Consider the following 16,769-nt stretch of genomic DNA (forward strand, 5'->3'; position numbering starts at 1 on the left):
AATGGAAAAACCAACATGGATGACCATGTTGGTTTTTTAGTCTATATTCTATGTTAAAAAATGTATATTTATAAAGTAAAAGAAAAGTTTGAAAATAGTATTGCAAAATATTATATATCAAACTATAATGAGTTCAAGAATAGTTAATACTTAAATTAAATATTCAGAAAATTCAATTAGTTAAAATTGGAAAATGAGATAAGGAAATTTGAATGGGGGTTATATTATGGCGAATAAAGTACCGTTTTCGTTCATAGTAGTTATTGGATTAATGTTGTTTGCACTATTTTTTGGAGCAGGGAATTTAATATTCCCAGCGATGCTTGGTCAATCGGCAGGCGAAAATGTTTGGATTGCTAACGCTGGATTTTTAGTAACAGGAGTGGGGTTGCCACTACTTGGTGTATTAGCATTTGGGATTTCAGGTAAAGACGATTTACAGTCATTGGCAGGTCGTGCTCACCCAGTATTCGGGATTGTGTTTACAACAGTTTTATACTTAGCGATCGGTCCGTTATTTGCAATACCAAGAACGGGTAATGTTTCTTATGAAATTGGTCTTAAGCCGTTCATGCCAGAGGGGTTAGGTTCTACACCTTTAATTCTTTTTACAATTATATTCTTTAGCATCACTTGTTTTTTTTCGCTAAATCCTGCGAAAATTGTCGATATTGTTGGGAAAATATTAACGCCAATTAAATTGACATTCATCGGTATTTTAGTAGTCGTTGCTTTTATTAATCCGATTGGAGAAATGCAAGCACCAGTTGAAGGATATACATCACATGCATTTTTCAAAGGATTCCAAGAAGGATACTTAACAATGGATACGCTCGCATCATTCGTATTCGGAATCATCATCATTAATGCAATTAAAGAAAAAGGTGCGAAAACGAAAACACAAATTATGGTCGTTTGTGCAAAAGCGACAATCATTGCAGCATCTATTTTAGCAATTATCTATACAGCTCTTTCTTATATGGGAGCTTCAAGTGTTGCGAAGCTTGGACATTTAGAGAACGGCGGAGAAGTATTAGCGAAAGTTTCTAACTACTATTTCGGATCATATGGCGGAGTATTATTAGGGTTAATGATTACAGTTGCTTGTTTAACAACTAGTGTGGGACTTGTATCAGCATGTTCTTCATTCTTCCATAAGTTATTCCCAAATATTCCTTACAAAGCAATTGCAATCACGCTATGTGTATTTAGTGCAATTGTTGCAAACGTAGGATTAACACAATTAATCGCAGTTTCTGTTCCAGTATTAACAGCAATTTATCCGCTAGCAATCGTGCTGATTTTCTTAACATTCTTCCACTCGTTATTCAAAGGTAGAGCTGAAGTTTATCAAGTGAGCTTAATCGTAACATTTATCATCAGCTTATTTGATGGATTAAGTGCAGCTGGAGTTAACATTGAAGTGGTAAGCCAAGTGTTCACTAAATTCCTTCCGATGCAGGAAGTAGGATTAGGCTGGATCTTCCCAGCGATTATCGGTGGATTTATCGGATATGGCATTAGCGTTTTAAAAATGAAAAATCAAGTTCAACCAGCAGCTAGAGCAAATAAGAAAATAGGTTGAATTTAAAAAGTTATAGAATTTGATTCTATAACTTTTTTTGTTACTATTAATAATGAGAAAAAATAAAGTAGTAGGGGAAATAAAATGAAAAAAACAATTGATCATATCGGCATTGCAGTTCGAGATATAGATAGTACGATACATTTTTATGAAAAGGTTTTATCAGGAACTTTAATAGATCGATACGTAAGTGAAGCACCAGGTGTGGAAAGCGAAGTAGCTATTCTTGAAGTTGATGGTGATAGAATCGAATTACTTGCGCCAACGAATAATACAACTTCGCCAATAGCACGATTTATAAAGCAAAAAGGGAAAGGTGTCCATCACGTTGCGTATCGTGTAGATGATTTAGATGTAGCTTTAGAAGAATTAAAGGAACAAGGTATTCGAACGTTAGAACATACGCTTCGAATGAATAAACATGGTAGAAGGTTAATTTATCTTAACCCAGCGGATACGGAAGGGACAATTATTGAATATTGTGATTATCCGGAAGTGAAATAAAGGAAGTATATTTTTGTGAAAGGTGTTACGTACTAATGTAACGCCTTTTTATTTGTATACTTTTCAATATTTCGACGAAAGTATTTCGGAATGTTGAATATATATTATGAGAAGCTATCCACTATCCTGTAGGAGTGGGCATGATTTTTTTAGTATTTGCGAGCAAATGGAGCCGACTATAGGGTAAGAAATCCTCATTTTGCACAGTAATATATGAAAGAAAAAGAGTGCTTTATAACCAACTATATATTTTATGTAATACATATAATATAAATTGTGAATTTCATGTATTGGAGAGTGGTTATCTGTGGAGATTTCAAATAGTACTGAAAATTTTAACGTATTATTTGTTACATCTAGTGTTCCTGTCTATTTTCCGGTGCTAGAGGAATCTATATATAATAGTTTGAAAAAGGCAATTCGTAATGTAACGATGGTAACATACGAAAACTTGGTGAAAACGGCTTTAAAGATAAAACCGGCACTCATTATTGTATTTCATGGTTTTGAAGAGGGGATAATTAAGGGAATTCAAGATTTAAAACAATATAACTTTAAAACTGCACTCTGGCTTACAGATGACCCTTACTTTACAGATGTGACGAAAAACTTAGTGCTTGATTATGATTATGTGTTTACGCAAGATACAGGATGTATTGATTTTTATAAAGATTTAGGTTGTGATAATGTATATTATTTGCCTTTAGCAGCAGAACCTCCTGCATATACGCCGATACTTAGGGAAGAGGAATACATATTTGATATTAGTTTCATAGGGACTGCTTTTGATAATCGGCTCGCACTTATTGATTCAATTGCAGAGTACTTAGTGACTAAAAACACTCTAATTATAGGTTGTAATTGGGATAGACTAAAAAGTTATGAGTTATTGAAAGATAAAATTTTACTTTTACCATTTTTGGTTTACGAAAACAGTATAGGATATTACAAAAAAAGTAAAATCAACATGAATATACATCGCTCCATAGAGGATTTAACATTTAATAGAAATAGAGTAAAAGTAAATGCTTGTTCTATTAATAATCGTACATTCGAAATAGCTAGTACAGGTTCTTTTCAAATGACGGATATTCGTTCAGATTTAGAAAAGTGTTATATTCCAGGGGTACAAATTGAGACATTTACCTCAGCGGTTGATTTTATAGAGAAAGCTGAAAGATATTTATCGAACCCGGCACAAAGAAAGAAAATTGCGATGGAAGGGCTGAAGAGAACGCTAATCGAACATACATATGATAAAAGGGTACAACAGCTGTTAAAAATAATTGAAATGAACCCTAAAAAAGAAAATGAAATTTAAAAATAAGGAAAGAATGTGTTGAAACACAACATATTTAAAGAACAAGGTATTTGAATGGAAGAGCATACACTTCGAATGAATAAGCATGGTAGAAGATTAATTTATCTAAACCTAGCGGATACAGAGGGCACGATCATTAATTATTGTGATTATCCGGAAGAGAAGTAAAGGAAGTGTATTATGGAGAAAGGGTGTTGCGTAATAACGTAATACCTTTTTTATTTAACCCGCTATTTGTTGGCAATAAGATTCCCAATTCAAAAGTCGGAGAATGCGAGGGAGTTAGGTGGGAGATCGAATACCAGTAAAAGTCCCACTGAGTAAAGTTTCACTTTATGTATTTCACATTTTCTTCACAAATGATTCACGATAACTTTTCTTATGCGGGAGCTAACATAAATATATTTTATGTTATAATAACAATCAGCTTTAAAAATATAAGTTATATATATGAAAGTAGTTACTATTATATTAGAAGTTCAGAGGTGAGGGGTAACGTAAGAGTCGAACTGTATAGAAATTTATACTTAATCAAGTTAATATTTTGCCCGGGATTCAAACTTGAGAAGTAAAAGTAATGAAAGTGTAGCAATGACGAAGAAAGAAGTGAAATAAGTGTGAAAGTAATGCAAAGGTTAGGGGCATGGTTGCTAATCGCGTGCGTGTTTATCATATTGATACCAAAAAGCGCATCTGCTCATGCGTATGTTGTGAAATCAAATCCTACGGAAAATGAAAAGTTGAAGAAAGCACCATCTGTTGTGAAAATTGAATTCGATGAGGATATTCAAGTTTCACATTTTAATACATTGTACGTAAGAGATACCTCAGGTAAAAGAGTAGATTTAAAAGATGCTCATATTGATAAAAGAAATAAAAAATTATTAGAAGCTGGGTTAAAAGAGAATCTCCAAAATGGTCTCTACTCTATTCAGTGGAAAGTTATTTCAGCTGACGGACATCCAATTCAAGGGGTTATTCCGTTCCAGGTTGGATTAGCCGAATCGGGAGCAGAAGATGTACAAGTAGAAGAGATGGGGTATATCCCGCAGGTCGATATGATTATGGGACGTGGGATTCTATATACAAGCTTCGCACTATTTTTAGGAGTTCTATTCTTTAATCTTATTATGTATAAAGAGAATGCAATAGAAGTCCGATCGAGAAGTAAAAAGATAATTTGGATATCATTATTTGGTATATTCATTAGTTTACTATTCAATCTACCATTGCAAGCGAAAATAAATGCTGATGTTTCATGGTTAGAAGCATTCGACCCTTTATTATTAAAAGAAACATTACAGCTTTCTGTTTTTGGTTATGTATGGAAAACTCAAATGGTTCTTATTAGTATGCTTATGATTGTTACATATTTTGCGGTGAAGCGTGAGAAGCTTTCGTCGTTTAAAGTATGGAGCCTTCCAATTGTATTGTTTATTGGGTTACTCGTTATGAAAGCCTTTAATAGTCATGCATATGGTTCAAAGTTTAAAGATGTTGCTGTCGTTATGGATTTTCTACATTTATTCGCAGCGTCATTATGGATTGGTGGTCTATCATCGATTATTCTTCTTTTACGTAAAGAAGATGATAAGTGGACTAAGTATTGGGATGCGATTAAGCGTTTTTCACCATGGGCAACAGGTGCTGTTATTGTGCTATTAATAACGGGCCTTTTTAATAGCACATTTTTCATTCCTGCAATCCATTCCCTATTTGATACGAAGTATGGGTTAGCTTTATTAACAAAGATACTTTTATTCGTTTGCATGGGGATATTAGGGATTTTTCATTATGTGAAAGGGAGAATGGGAGCTCAGAAAAAACTAGGAGCTACGCTGAAAGTAGAGTTTATTGTCGGAATGATCGTTTTCGTAATCGTAGCCTTTATGACAAATGTACAAACCCCGCCGATGCCCCCTACTGGACCATATACAGAGAGTAAGCAATTAGATAATGGCTATGAACTTACTCTAAATGTAAGTCCTAATAAGGTAGGACAAAATACATTCCATATTACTTTAAAGGATGAGAACGGACAGCCTGTTACTGATATGGAACAAATTGTATTGACGACTCAATCGTTAGATATGAATATGGGCAAAGGTTCATTTAAAGTTTCGGTAGTTACACCGGGAGAATATGAAACGGAAGGGATGTATATTAACATGACAGGAAACTGGAATATACATGTTCATGGATTAACAAAATCTCTTGATAGTTTCGATACAGATTTTAAATTTATTGTAGGCGGCAGATAAAGTGAAACTTTAATCAGTGGGGGGTTTGTCCATCCACCACTGATTATTAGCCTTCACCAATCGGGCTTTTACGGGCAGCCCGACTCCCACCTAACTTTTTTGCTCCAGCCGAATTTTGAGGTGGGAGTCTTACTGCCCACAAATAGCGGGATAAACAGAAGTTATGTATGAAAAGGAGTAAAAGAAAATGAGACGTATAAAAAAATTAGGAACAACAATGATAGCGACAATAATTGCAATGGGGATTTTTTCGTTACCTGTTAGTGCTCACGTAACTGTGCAACCAGCAACTTCGGATGCTAACTCATGGGAAACCTACACAATAAAGGTACCAGTTGAAAAAAATGTGGCAACAACAAAAGTCACACTAAAAATACCGTCCGGCGTTGAGTTTCAACAGTATGAACCAGTGTCAGGATGGAAAGTGGAAGAGCAAAAAGATGGAGCTGGAAAAGTTAAAACTGTAGTATGGGAAGCGACAGGGGAAGGGATTTTATCTGGTCAGTTCCAACGATTTACTTTCGTTGCTAAAAACCCAGATAAAGAACAAAAAATAGCTTGGGATGCATATCAACAATATAAAGACGGAGAAATTGTTGAATGGACAGGCGATGAGAAAGCTGAAAAACCGCATTCAGTTACTACAATTACAAAAGGTACGTCCTTAACTGGAGAACATGGAGAAGTATCTAGTGTGGGAAAAAATGAAGGTACAAGTAATATATCAACAATAGCAATTGTGTTATCAGTTTTAGCGATTGTATCTTCGGTGGGTACGTTTGTTTTTGTAGTACGTCGTAAAAGATAAGTCACATTGAAAGGTCTCATAGAAAATAATGAGACCTTTTTTATTAGTTTTAGGGAATAGCGAAAATGAGGATAGCGACATTGTTGTAGTCACTATATAACAAAATTTATTGATGCATGGAAATCAAATGATGGTCATTACTTCTTCTGGCAGGAAATCATGTTCAAGCCATCTTTCAATTAAAGTATTAAATAACTTGGGGTTCGCTAAAGGAATTCCATGACCGATTTTAGAAATAATAATACCTGTGCAATTAGGGTTGTTTTTAAGAATTTCAGTCACCGATTTTTTCATGATATTTTTTTCTTTTTCTCCAACCGTTACTAATATGTTGCTATTAGCATTTTCAAAACCTTGTGGTATTGTAAACGACATATTTTCTTCTAATATCCTCATAAATGTATTTTTACTTATTTGACAACTGTCATGATAATAGTTGTCAAAGTATTTTTCATCTATGTACATTGATTTTGCTTGTATTTTGGAAAATGTCTTACTTTTTATAAGGGAGTAGGTTAAGCCAAGGGAGCTTATTAATGTTTTAGCAAAAGGAATGGGTTTGACTAAGGCACTATTTATCATGGCATATTGGATTAAGTCAGGTTTCATGCTAAGCATGGCAATTAACACTTGAGCACCTAATGAAAATCCAATTACTATAACAGTTTTACCTTGTCCTTTTTCTTCAATTAGTTCAATGATTTTTTTAGCACTAAAATTTATTGAGAAATGATCTTTATTGCTGTTTTTCCCTTGCTCAGGTAAATCAGGAACAAGGCAGTGAAAGTTAGTAAAATGTTTAATTTGTTTGTCCCACATCCATCCACTGACTCCGCCTCCATGAATAAAAACTATAAGTGGAGAGCTTGTATCTCCAAATTCTCTATAATGTAAAACCATATAACTCCCCCTTATAATTGGAATTGTAAGTCCATCCATGTGCACTAGAGATAATATTTTTACTACTTAATTATCATCATACAACAAAAAAGAAAAAATTTCCTTTTGTTAAAACTCTAAGTGACTGTACTCATGAAATGATAAAAAAGAGCCTACAAATAGTAGGCTCTTTTTCACGTTTATTTATTTCACTTTAACTTGCTGCCTTACAGCAAGTGTTTTCGGCTTTATATTCACAAAACAAATACTCACCACAATAAATAATAGTCCGATGAATAAGCTAATTGTAATGGCCTCATGTAAGAAAATTGAACTTACAATAATAGCGATAAGAGGGATAAGGAATGTGTAAGCCCCAACTTTACTTGCCTCACCAGCTCCTACAAGTGTGAAGTAAGCAAGCCACCCCATTGCAATAACGAAGAATGAAATAAAGAGTAGTACACTTACAAATGGTATACTCCAAGCGATGTTAGACCAGCTCTCAAATTCTGAACCAAATCCGATTAAGCAAAATCCGCCAATAATAAGCTGAAGTGTTACCATCCAAATGGCATTAACGCGGTGTCCGGTTTTCTTAATAAATACTGTGCCGAGTGCCCAGCCGATAGCGCATCCTAAAGCAAGTAGTACACCGATAATAGAAATATGTCCAGTTAAACTACTAGAGCTAATAACCCCAACACCAATAAATCCAAGAATAAGTCCGAAAATTTTCAAGCCATACATTGCCTCTTCAAGCCAAATCCATGAGAAAATGCCGAGTAAGACAGGTTGGAGAAATACGATTGCGGAGAAGAGTCCGGCGGGCATGTATTGAAGTCCGACAGTTTGTAGTCCGTAAAACAAAATAATATTGAGTAAAGATGAAATAAAGTATAAATGCCAAGTTTCCTTTAAATTTAATTGTTTGTATTTCGGTAATGCGAAAATAAGTAAGATAAATCCTCCTATTAAAGTTCTAATCCCTGCAAAGAGTACGGGTGGTGTGTAATGCAGAGCGAATTTAGATAACGGCCAATTAATTCCCCACATAATAACGAGAAATGTAAGGATTATTGTCGCTTTAGTTCGAGAAAGCTGTGTCACTGTAAGACCTCCTTGTTGTAATTCATTTCCCTATGATATGATATCGAGTGTAATAAATAAAATGAATCTTTTTTATGGGGAGTATAAGTAATTAGTTATGACCATTACACAACTTCAAGTTTTAATTAAAACGGTTGAATTAGGAAGTTTTACGAAGGCTGCTGGGATGTTGAATATGACGCAACCAGCTGTAAGTCATGCAATTTCAAGCATTGAGTCAGAATTAGGGGTTACCATTCTTATACGTGATAAACGAAAAGGGCTAATCGTTACAGAGGTGGGAAACCGAATTCTTGTACATATTAGAGAAATTTTGAACGGTGTGGAGAAGATTGAGCAAGAAGTTGCGATGGAGAAGGGGCATGAAGTTGGAACGATTCGAATCGGGAGTTTTCCGAGTGCTTCAGCATATTTCTTACCTAAAATGATTAATATCTTTCGTGAAAAGTATCCGAATTTAGAATTAGTTCTTTGCGAAGGTACACTTAAAGAAGTAGAAGATTGGCTATTATCACGAGTAATTGATATCGGAATTGTTATTTTGCCTAATAAAGATATGGAGATCGTGCCCTTAACGAAGGGGAAAATGGTTGTTGTCTTAAGAGAGGATCATCCTTTGTGTAAGAAGAAATCTATTACAATAAGTGATTTAGAGAATGAACCAATCATATTATGTAAGGGTGGATATGAACCTCCCATTATTGATATGTTTAAACAAGCGAACGTACCACTTCGGGCTGAATATGTAATTTCGACAGTTACAACAGCTTTAAATATGATTCAAGAAGGATTGGGAATCGCAATTTTGGCTGAGTTATCTTTAACGAGTTTACCAAAGAATATACAAACGAGAGAATTGGAACCACAAGTATGGAGAGAAATTGCTTTAGCTGTTCCTTCATTAAAGGATTCTTCACTCGCTGTACAGCTATTTATTGAAGAATTCCAAGAGTTATTTGCAGAATAAAAAGAGGTGTCTCATATATCATAATGGGACACTTTTTTAATTTGCTTATAAAAAATCTATAAAAAGGATTGACTTATTTTTCGGTTGTAACTATAATGATTACATCGGGTGGTGATTACGATGAAAATTAGTAGCCGCTTTTCTATAGCTGTTCATATTTTATCTATTTTAAAAAACAATCCATCTTCAGTTTGCACTTCGGACTATATGGCCGAAAGTGTAAATACAAATCCGGTAGTCATTCGTAAAATAATGTCTTACTTGAAACAATCTGGATTTGTTTACGTAAATCGCGGACCAGGTGGCGCGGGATTATTAAAGGATTTACATGAAATCACATTGTTAGATGTGTACCATGCAGTGAATGTAGTAGAAGAAGACAAACTATTTCATTTTCACGAGCAACCGAATCCAGATTGCCCAATTGGAGCGAATATTCAAGCGGTGTTAGAAGTTATTTTAATTCAAGCACAATCCGCGATGGAAGAAGTTTTGAGAAATATTACGATGGGGCAGTTATTTGAATCTTTACAACAAAAAATGAATGCATAATATGATAATCGCAAGTCTCTAAAAGAGAATGCATATTTTTTTCTTAAAATTGTAACTGTTATGGTTACATCTGAAAATAAAAAGAAGGTAAGGTGCAAATAATATGGCTGTGAAAATGAAAGTATACTCAGATTTTATATGTCCGTTTTGCTTTTTAGCAAAAGGTCCATTAGATGAAGTAGCGAAAGAGAAAGATGTGGAAATCGAATGGATGCCATTTGAATTGCGTCCAAGTCCATATTCTAAAATAGATCCTTGGAACGAGCCAGATAAGTTGGGTTCATGGGATTCTTTCATTCTTCCTACTGCAAAAAAATTAGGGGTTGAAATGCGTCTGCCACGTGTTTCACCGCATCCATATACACATTTAGCTTTTGAAGGATGTGAATTTGCGAAAGAACGTGGACTAGGAAATGAGTATCATCACCGCGTATTCACCGCATTTTTCCAAGAAGAACAAAACATTGAAGATATTGATGTGTTAACAAAACTAGCGGTAGAAGTAGGGCTTCCTGAAGCTGAATTTAAAGATGCTTTAGTAACTCGAAAATATAAAGAAAAACATCAAGAAGCAATTCAGCATGCATATGATGAAGCGAATATTATGGCGGTACCAACTGTCATGATTGGTGATGAAGTCATTCAAGGGCTTGCTAGTAAAGAAACGTTACAAAGAGTAATTGATAAAGAAATCGAAAAGGATAAAACAAATTCATTTGAAGGTATGCAATGTAATACGGATGGATATTGCTAATTCGTTTTGCATGAAAGAATCAAGTTGATTTGTTTAAATAAAAATAATAAAACATATATTTGGAGGAATTAAAATGTCAGCAACTACAACAAACTTAAAAGAAGCAATCGTGAACCGTCGTTCAATTCGTAAAGTAACAAAAAGCGATGCAATTACGAAAGAAAGAATTGAAGAAGTTTTAAAAACAGCTTTACATGCACCAACATCTTTCAATATGCAAAGTGGCCGTATGGTCGTATTAATGGATGGAGAGCATGAAAAATTTTGGGATATCGTAAAAGAAACGCTTAGATCACGCGTACCAGCAGAAAACTTTGAAGCGACTGTAGAAAGACTAAAAGGCTTCCATGCAGGTGTAGGAACAGTACTATTCTTTGAAGATCAAGCAACAGTAGAAAAAATGCAAGAAAATGCACCATTATATAAAGATCAGTTCCCATTCTGGTCTCATCAAGGAAATGCAATGTTACAACATACTGTATGGATGCTATTATCTGCTGAAGGAATTGGAGCGTCATTACAACATTACAATCCAATCGTAGATGCTGAAGTGAAAGCAACTTGGAACATACCAGCAGAGTGGAGCTTAGTAGGACAAATGCCATTTGGTGAGCCAAATGAACAACCAGGGGAAAGAACATTCTTACCTACTGAAGATGTAGTGAAATTTTATTAAGAAATTCAATATGTAACAAGAAGGGATTTGTTACATACTTATCCAATTTAAAGGACAGCCCATATTATAATATGGGCTGTCCTTTAGCATAATAATGAAAAAGTTGTTATAGGAACAAATTTTTAAATATGGATTGATGACTTAAAATAAAAAATCTATTGTGTTTATCCCACTATTTGAATGCAGTCCCACTGATCAAAGTTTCACTGTATTATTTTGAAATGACAGTAAACATCCCAGTCATGTTTGGTGAGTAATCTTTAAAATCATATTTTTCATAGAACGATTCTTTACCTTGTGATGCAAACAAACCGACAAACGCCTTATCAGGGGCATTCTGATTTAAGTATTCAACCAAAATATGCATTATTTCTTTCCCAATACCATTTTTCTGATAATCTGGATGGACCACTATATCTTGAATATAGAAATAGATAGCCCCATCACCAACAATTCTCCCCATACCCACAATTTGTTCATTATCCTTGACTGTGATGCAATGGATAGAATTCTTCAGTGATGTTTCCACCACTTCAAAATTCATAAAATTAGTCCATCCAACAGACTTGCACAAATACTTGTACTCTTCCAATGTTGGAATGTTATTTTTAAACTCATATTTCTTCAAAATGTATCCTCCAAGTTCTCAATTTCAACAAATAAATAAATTCGACATTTTTTTATCTATTCCTCTTATGCAACTAAACTCCCTTTATCTATTGAACATAATACCCTCTGTTTAGTCTATTTAATTTAGTACAGCTTATTTGTGTTAATTTATAAGAGTTTAGGGAAGAAATATAAGAAATGATCTGGTGAAAAAGGGAGTGGAAATATGAGTGATGCGAAAAAATATACAGTGGTAGGTACTGATGTCGAGGAAGTAAAACGTTTAAACAGAAATTCAGGGTTAACGTATAACCAAGTGAAGGAATTGTTAGCGAAGCAATTGCAAAAAAGAAATGATTAGATTGAAATAATTAAGCTTTCATTTAGCATTTTTCTAGAGAGAGTTAAGTAATAGATAACTCTCTTTTTTCAATATGAAAAATCTACTAAGGAGCAACAGTTTAAAAATAGACGTTCTCCTAAAATATAGAGTGGAAAAATAGTTTTTAGAAAAGTATTAGATGAAAAATCAGACATAAAAAAAGAAAAAAAGGATTCTTCCTAATTAGTAAGAAAGATTGTCTATAGAAGTTCATAAAATGTAATATATCCAATTTCCATCCATTGAAGGGGGAGGTTAATTTTTAATGAATGAAGTGAAAAATTTCTTTCGAAGTAGAGGGTTTCAACGGTTTCTCGTTTTAATAATATTAGTGCTTGTATTGTATGGATTAAAAAGTATGATTAATTTAATATTAATTACGTTTATTCTCACGTTTTTGATGGATCGATTTCAAAAGTTTATCTCAAAAAAATTGAAAGTAAATAGGAAAGTGGTTATTGCTGGTTTATATATTGTGTTAGTGACGTTTATTGTAACTACACTATATAAATATTTACCTGTACTAACGATACAAATTTCACAATTAATTTATCAATTTAAATTGTTTTTTCAAAACCCACCTGATAACGAGATAATTAAATATGCACTTTCAATAATTAATGGTATGGAAGTATCGAAATACATCGAACAAGGTGTAGATGTCATTTATCAATCGATAGCAAACATAGGAAAAGTTAGTTTACAAATACTACTTTCTCTTATTTTAAGCTTATTTTTCTTATTAGAAAAAGAACGCATTATAGCATTTACTTCGAAAATTAAAGATAGTAAGCTGAAAATTTTTTATGAGGAGATTGCATATTTCGGTGAAAGGTTTGCAAGATCGTTCGGAAAAGTGATTGAAGCACAGTTTTTAATTGCGGTTGTAAATTGTGTGCTCACTGTAATTGCACTTGTCATTTTAGGATTTCCACAGCTTCTTGTATTGGCTGTCATGGTCTTTCTACTCGGTTTGATTCCAGTTGCTGGTGTTATTATTTCCTTGTTTCCACTTTGTATAATTGCCTATAACGTCGGCGGGGTTATGTATGTTGTATACATACTAGTGTTCATTACAGTGATTCACGCTCTTGAAAGTTATTTTTTAAATCCAAAATTTATGTCTGCAAAAACGAATTTGCCAGTATTTTATACATTTATGATTCTTATCTTTTCAGAGCATTTCCTCGGAATATGGGGGCTTATTATCGGAATACCAATCTTTATCTTTTTATTAGATGTACTTGATGTAAATAATGATGAACCGATTAAAGACAATAAATGATAGAAAATGACCGATGTTTTCTCTTGATGAAAACATCGGTCATTTATTATTTTTTCTTTGGCGGAGGTAGCTTAATGAAGGTATTTGCAATTAAAGCTATAATAACAGCAGCAAAAATAAACAATGCAATTACGCCAACTCCCATACCTGCCCATCCGCCTATAAGGAAGATACTTATCGGTATTGCTAACAAGCTTAAAATAATTAGAATCAATCCGAGATTCTTATCATATTTTTTAGTTGGAAATAGCGTTCTGATGATTAAGAAGAGGAAAAGTATTAAGGATGCTACAGCTAGCAAGAGGATTGCAATTGTCCAAGAACCATTCATGAAATCACTCCTTTTTATAGATAATATTACCGTTTAAATTGAGGGGGAACTATAAAAATATAAAAAAGCAATCCAATATAAATCGGATTGCTTTTTTGATTGAAAAATATGATTAAAGAACAGGGGCCATTGTTTCTTTCAATACTTGAACAGAGTGATCGAATTTTAATTCTTCCTCTTCACTTAGTTCAACTTCTAAAATTTCACGAACACCGCCGCGGTTTAAAACAGCAGGTACGCCGATATAAACATCTTGTTGGCCGTATTGACCTTCAAGATATGCTGATACAGTTAATACGCTGTTTTCATTGCTTAAGATTGCTTTCGTAACACGTAAAAGTGACATGCCGATGCCGTAGTATGTAGCACCTTTTCGTTCAATAATGTGATAAGCTGCATCACGAACGTTTACGAAAATATCATCTAAATCTTTTTGGTTATATGTGTTGTCTTTTTCAAGAAGCGTTTGTAGTTTTTGAATACCAATTGATACGTGACTCCACACCGGAAGTTCTGTATCACCGTGCTCTCCGATAATATAAGCGTGAATGTTATGAGGTCCAATATCGAAGTACTCACCTAACATATAGCGGAAACGAGCAGAATCAAGAGTTGTACCAGAACCGATTACGCGTTCTTTCGGTAATCCAGATTCTTTCCAAGTTACGTAAGTTAAAATATCTACAGGGTTTGTTGCAATTAAGAAGATACCGTCAAAGCCGCTATCCATAATGCTCCGAACAATTTGCTTGAAAATTTTAGCGTTTTTCTCAACTAAATCTAAGCGTGTTTCACCTGGCTTTTGTGGTAATCCAGCTGTAATTACAACAAGATCTGCGTCTTTACAATCTTCATAACTACCTTTCCAAACCTTTGTTGGAGCAGGTGCGAAAGGAACGGCATGGCTTAAGTCCATTGCTTCTCCTTCAGCTTTTGCTTCATTTACATCAACTAAAACAAATTCTTCAGCTACAGCTTGGTTAATCATACAGTAAGCATAACTACATCCAACTGCTCCTGTTCCTACTAATACAACACGGTTAATACCTTTTTTCATTTCAAAATTCCTCGCTATTTCATAAATTTTATTATGTAAGATAATACGTCTTACTTCTATAGTTTCATATCTATTTTATTACATTTTATAAAAGATATTCAAGTGATTGAAAATGTATCCACTCAATTACTTGAATGAAACATAGGAATTCTGCTAAACGAATATAATTCAGTAAAATCCTTCGTAAAAGGGGAATTGGCATGGGGAATCCATTATCGATGGAAAAAATGCTTCAAATTATTCATGAAGGGCTTGCCAAAACGAATAACCCCAAACAAATTACAGTTGCCGGTGCAGGGATATCTGGATTAGTTGCAGCATCTTTATTAAAAGAGGCTGGGCACGAGGTAACGATTATAGAAGCAAATAACAGAATAGGTGGCAGGGTGTATACGATTCGTGAACCATTTAGCGCAGGATTATATTTTAACGCAGGTCCTATGCGTATTCCGGATACTCATGATTTAACTTTAGCCTATATTCGTAAATTTAAACTACCGTTAAATCTTTTTATTAATAAAACTTCTTCAGATATAATTTATACGAATAACATTAAAACGAGATTGAATGTGTTTGAAAATGATCCAAGTGTACTTGAATATCCGCTTTTGGATAAAGAAAGAGGAAAAACGGCAGAAGAGCTAATGCTTGAGGTATTAGAACCAATACTAAATTATATTAAGAAGGACCCTAATAAAAACTGGCTTATCGTTGAAAAAAAGTATAAAACGTATTCGCTCGGTGCATTTTTAACCGAGTATTATTCAGATGGAGCAATAGATATGATCGGAGTACTTCTTGATATGGAAGCATATATGGGAATGTCTTTAATTGAAGTATTACGAGAAATGATTTTTTTTACTTCAACGGCGAAATATTACGAGATAACGGGCGGGATGGATGCATTACCAAATTCATTTTTGCCGCAGCTAAAGGATAATATTTTTATGTCCTATAAAGTAGAAAAAATAATACAAGAAGATAATAAAGTAATGATGCAAGTAACACATGAACAAACGTTAAATTCATTTATAGTAACTGGTGACATCGCTATTGTCACAATTCCATTTTCAGCTTTGCGATTTGTAGAAGTCCAGCCATATCATTTATTCTCTTATTATAAAAGGCGGGCGATTCGTGAATTAAATTATATTGCAGCGACTAAAATTGCGATAGAGTTCAAAAGTAGATTTTGGGAAAGAGTGGGGCAGTGTGGTGGGAAATCTATTACGGATTTACCGATACGTTTTACATATTATCCGAGCTATGGCATTCAGTCACCAGGGGCAGCTATCGTTATAGCAAGCTATACGTGGGCAGATGAAGCGTTAACGTGGGATAGTCTCACGTATAGAGATCGTATTCGTTATGCATTGAAAAATTTAGCGCAAATTTATGGGAATGTGGTCTATAGTGAGTTTATTACAGGGGAATCTTTTAGCTGGAGTAAGAATCCGTATTCTTGCGGAGCATTTACAGCTTTTGAACCAGGGCAAGAGCTTGAATTATTTCCATATATTACGCCGCCAGCTGGCAGGGTGCACTTTGCAGGAGAACATACGACGTTAACACATGGATGGATGCAAGGAGCGATTGAGTCTGGAATTAGAGTTGCTCATGAAGTGAATGAAAATGAAACGATAATCTAGCAGTTTTGTTTACAAATAGGTATTCTTTTAATAAAATGA

17 protein-coding genes and 1 pseudogene are annotated in these 16,769 nt (G+C 34.2%); 13 read left to right on the top strand and 5 right to left on the bottom strand.

The genetic code is table 11. The features are described 5' to 3' along the window. The first annotated feature begins 226 nt into the window (after nucleotides 1-226). The 6 genes and pseudogenes from brnQ to ACFVQC_RS14095 all read left to right on the top strand — a co-directional run bounded on the left by brnQ (nucleotide 227) and on the right by ACFVQC_RS14095 (nucleotide 6,479). On the top strand, nucleotides 227-1,585 hold the full coding sequence (brnQ, locus tag ACFVQC_RS14070; protein ID WP_377894533.1) for a branched-chain amino acid transport system II carrier protein: 1,359 nt from the start codon (nucleotides 227-229) through the stop codon (nucleotides 1,583-1,585). An 84-nt stretch (nucleotides 1,586-1,669) separates the two neighbouring features. Continuing rightward, on the top strand, nucleotides 1,670-2,089 hold the full coding sequence (locus ACFVQC_RS14075) for a VOC family protein (protein WP_085310475.1): 420 nt from the start codon (nucleotides 1,670-1,672) through the stop codon (nucleotides 2,087-2,089). 307 nt (nucleotides 2,090-2,396) lie between these two features. Beyond that, on the top strand, nucleotides 2,397-3,410 hold the full coding sequence (locus ACFVQC_RS14080) for a CgeB family protein (RefSeq protein ID WP_377898520.1): 1,014 nt from the start codon (nucleotides 2,397-2,399) through the stop codon (nucleotides 3,408-3,410). 60 nt (nucleotides 3,411-3,470) lie between these two features. Further along, a pseudogene (locus ACFVQC_RS14085) lies at nucleotides 3,471-3,578 on the top strand (glyoxalase); the annotation flags it as partial. Between the two features lie 443 nt (nucleotides 3,579-4,021). Then, nucleotides 4,022-5,671, top strand: coding sequence for a copper resistance CopC/CopD family protein (locus ACFVQC_RS14090; protein ID WP_377898666.1), 1,650 nt, complete (start codon nucleotides 4,022-4,024; stop codon nucleotides 5,669-5,671). Nucleotides 5,672-5,858: 187 nt separating this feature from the next. Beyond that, nucleotides 5,859-6,479: a YcnI family copper-binding membrane protein gene (locus ACFVQC_RS14095; protein WP_377898521.1), complete on the top strand. Its 621-nt coding sequence runs from the start codon at nucleotides 5,859-5,861 to the stop codon at nucleotides 6,477-6,479. A 123-nt stretch (nucleotides 6,480-6,602) separates the two neighbouring features. On the opposite strand, the gene ACFVQC_RS14100 is transcribed toward ACFVQC_RS14095, so the two are convergent. Together ACFVQC_RS14100 and ACFVQC_RS14105 are read right to left on the bottom strand one after the other, a co-directional pair. Then, nucleotides 6,603-7,379: an alpha/beta fold hydrolase gene (locus ACFVQC_RS14100; RefSeq protein ID WP_377898522.1), complete on the bottom strand. Its 777-nt coding sequence runs from the start codon at nucleotides 7,377-7,379 to the stop codon at nucleotides 6,603-6,605. Between the two features lie 183 nt (nucleotides 7,380-7,562). After that, nucleotides 7,563-8,468, bottom strand: a complete 906-nt coding sequence (locus tag ACFVQC_RS14105) for a DMT family transporter (protein WP_377898523.1) — start codon at nucleotides 8,466-8,468, stop codon at nucleotides 7,563-7,565. A 97-nt stretch (nucleotides 8,469-8,565) separates the two neighbouring features. Here ACFVQC_RS14105 and ACFVQC_RS14110 point away from each other — a divergent pair, with 97 nt between their 5' ends. The 4 genes from ACFVQC_RS14110 (at nucleotide 8,566) to ACFVQC_RS14125 (ending at nucleotide 11,417) form a co-directional block, all read left to right on the top strand. Further along, complete coding sequence (locus tag ACFVQC_RS14110) at nucleotides 8,566-9,435, top strand: LysR family transcriptional regulator (protein ID WP_002148756.1); 870 nt, start codon at nucleotides 8,566-8,568, stop codon at nucleotides 9,433-9,435. A 120-nt stretch (nucleotides 9,436-9,555) separates the two neighbouring features. Continuing rightward, nucleotides 9,556-9,987 (top strand): Rrf2 family transcriptional regulator, encoded by a 432-nt coding sequence (locus ACFVQC_RS14115; RefSeq protein ID WP_002148752.1) that lies wholly within the window; start codon nucleotides 9,556-9,558, stop codon nucleotides 9,985-9,987. 103 nt (nucleotides 9,988-10,090) lie between these two features. Beyond that, entirely contained in the window at nucleotides 10,091-10,741 is a 651-nt protein-coding gene (locus ACFVQC_RS14120; protein WP_078173167.1) for a DsbA family oxidoreductase, read from the top strand. Nucleotides 10,742-10,814: 73 nt separating this feature from the next. Beyond that, a complete protein-coding gene (locus ACFVQC_RS14125; RefSeq protein ID WP_002064868.1) occupies nucleotides 10,815-11,417 on the top strand; it encodes a nitroreductase family protein in 603 nt (200 codons plus the stop codon). A 211-nt stretch (nucleotides 11,418-11,628) separates the two neighbouring features. On the opposite strand, the gene ACFVQC_RS14130 is transcribed toward ACFVQC_RS14125, so the two are convergent. Next, the gene (locus ACFVQC_RS14130) at nucleotides 11,629-12,045 is read right to left on the bottom strand and encodes a GNAT family N-acetyltransferase (RefSeq protein WP_016094260.1); all 417 of its coding nucleotides are present in this window, start codon (nucleotides 12,043-12,045) and stop codon (nucleotides 11,629-11,631) included. A gap of 207 nt (nucleotides 12,046-12,252) precedes the next feature. Between ACFVQC_RS14130 and ACFVQC_RS14135 the strand changes: the two genes are divergently transcribed. Then, a complete protein-coding gene (locus ACFVQC_RS14135) occupies nucleotides 12,253-12,387 on the top strand; it encodes a hypothetical protein (RefSeq protein WP_002064871.1) in 135 nt (44 codons plus the stop codon). 286 nt (nucleotides 12,388-12,673) lie between these two features. Then, nucleotides 12,674-13,693, top strand: coding sequence for an AI-2E family transporter (locus tag ACFVQC_RS14140; RefSeq protein WP_377898524.1), 1,020 nt, complete (start codon nucleotides 12,674-12,676; stop codon nucleotides 13,691-13,693). 46 nt (nucleotides 13,694-13,739) lie between these two features. On the opposite strand, the gene ACFVQC_RS14145 is transcribed toward ACFVQC_RS14140, so the two are convergent. Both ACFVQC_RS14145 and ACFVQC_RS14150 read right to left on the bottom strand, forming a co-directional pair. Next, a complete protein-coding gene (locus ACFVQC_RS14145; RefSeq protein WP_377894542.1) occupies nucleotides 13,740-14,024 on the bottom strand; it encodes a YesK family protein in 285 nt (94 codons plus the stop codon). A 112-nt stretch (nucleotides 14,025-14,136) separates the two neighbouring features. After that, nucleotides 14,137-15,081 (bottom strand): L-lactate dehydrogenase, encoded by a 945-nt coding sequence (locus ACFVQC_RS14150; protein ID WP_002012312.1) that lies wholly within the window; start codon nucleotides 15,079-15,081, stop codon nucleotides 14,137-14,139. A gap of 200 nt (nucleotides 15,082-15,281) precedes the next feature. Between ACFVQC_RS14150 and ACFVQC_RS14155 the strand changes: the two genes are divergently transcribed. After that, complete coding sequence (locus ACFVQC_RS14155; protein ID WP_377894543.1) at nucleotides 15,282-16,730, top strand: flavin monoamine oxidase family protein; 1,449 nt, start codon at nucleotides 15,282-15,284, stop codon at nucleotides 16,728-16,730. The last annotated feature ends 39 nt before the right edge of the window (nucleotides 16,731-16,769 follow it).

This window comes from Bacillus sp. NPDC057893 (assembly GCF_042796455.1).
In the GTDB taxonomy this organism is placed as follows: domain Bacteria; phylum Bacillota; class Bacilli; order Bacillales; family Bacillaceae_G; genus Bacillus_A.

What these genes read in the sequence shown, in the direction of transcription:
- ACFVQC_RS14120 (WP_078173167.1), top strand. Translation starts at nt 10,091, where the DNA reads ATGGCTGTGAAAATGAAAGTATACTCAGATTTTATATGTCCGTTTTGC.
- ACFVQC_RS14150 (WP_002012312.1), bottom strand. Translation starts at nt 15,081, where the DNA reads ATGAAAAAAGGTATTAACCGTGTTGTATTAGTAGGAACAGGAGCAGTT.
- ACFVQC_RS14155 (WP_377894543.1), top strand. Translation starts at nt 15,282, where the DNA reads ATGGGGAATCCATTATCGATGGAAAAAATGCTTCAAATTATTCATGAA.
- ACFVQC_RS14095 (WP_377898521.1), top strand. Translation starts at nt 5,859, where the DNA reads ATGAGACGTATAAAAAAATTAGGAACAACAATGATAGCGACAATAATT.
- ACFVQC_RS14100 (WP_377898522.1), bottom strand. Translation starts at nt 7,379, where the DNA reads ATGGTTTTACATTATAGAGAATTTGGAGATACAAGCTCTCCACTTATA.
- ACFVQC_RS14075 (WP_085310475.1), top strand. Translation starts at nt 1,670, where the DNA reads ATGAAAAAAACAATTGATCATATCGGCATTGCAGTTCGAGATATAGAT.
- ACFVQC_RS14125 (WP_002064868.1), top strand. Translation starts at nt 10,815, where the DNA reads ATGTCAGCAACTACAACAAACTTAAAAGAAGCAATCGTGAACCGTCGT.
- ACFVQC_RS14110 (WP_002148756.1), top strand. Translation starts at nt 8,566, where the DNA reads ATGACCATTACACAACTTCAAGTTTTAATTAAAACGGTTGAATTAGGA.
- ACFVQC_RS14145 (WP_377894542.1), bottom strand. Translation starts at nt 14,024, where the DNA reads ATGAATGGTTCTTGGACAATTGCAATCCTCTTGCTAGCTGTAGCATCC.
- brnQ (WP_377894533.1), top strand. Translation starts at nt 227, where the DNA reads ATGGCGAATAAAGTACCGTTTTCGTTCATAGTAGTTATTGGATTAATG.
- ACFVQC_RS14115 (WP_002148752.1), top strand. Translation starts at nt 9,556, where the DNA reads ATGAAAATTAGTAGCCGCTTTTCTATAGCTGTTCATATTTTATCTATT.
- ACFVQC_RS14135 (WP_002064871.1), top strand. Translation starts at nt 12,253, where the DNA reads ATGAGTGATGCGAAAAAATATACAGTGGTAGGTACTGATGTCGAGGAA.
- ACFVQC_RS14140 (WP_377898524.1), top strand. Translation starts at nt 12,674, where the DNA reads ATGAATGAAGTGAAAAATTTCTTTCGAAGTAGAGGGTTTCAACGGTTT.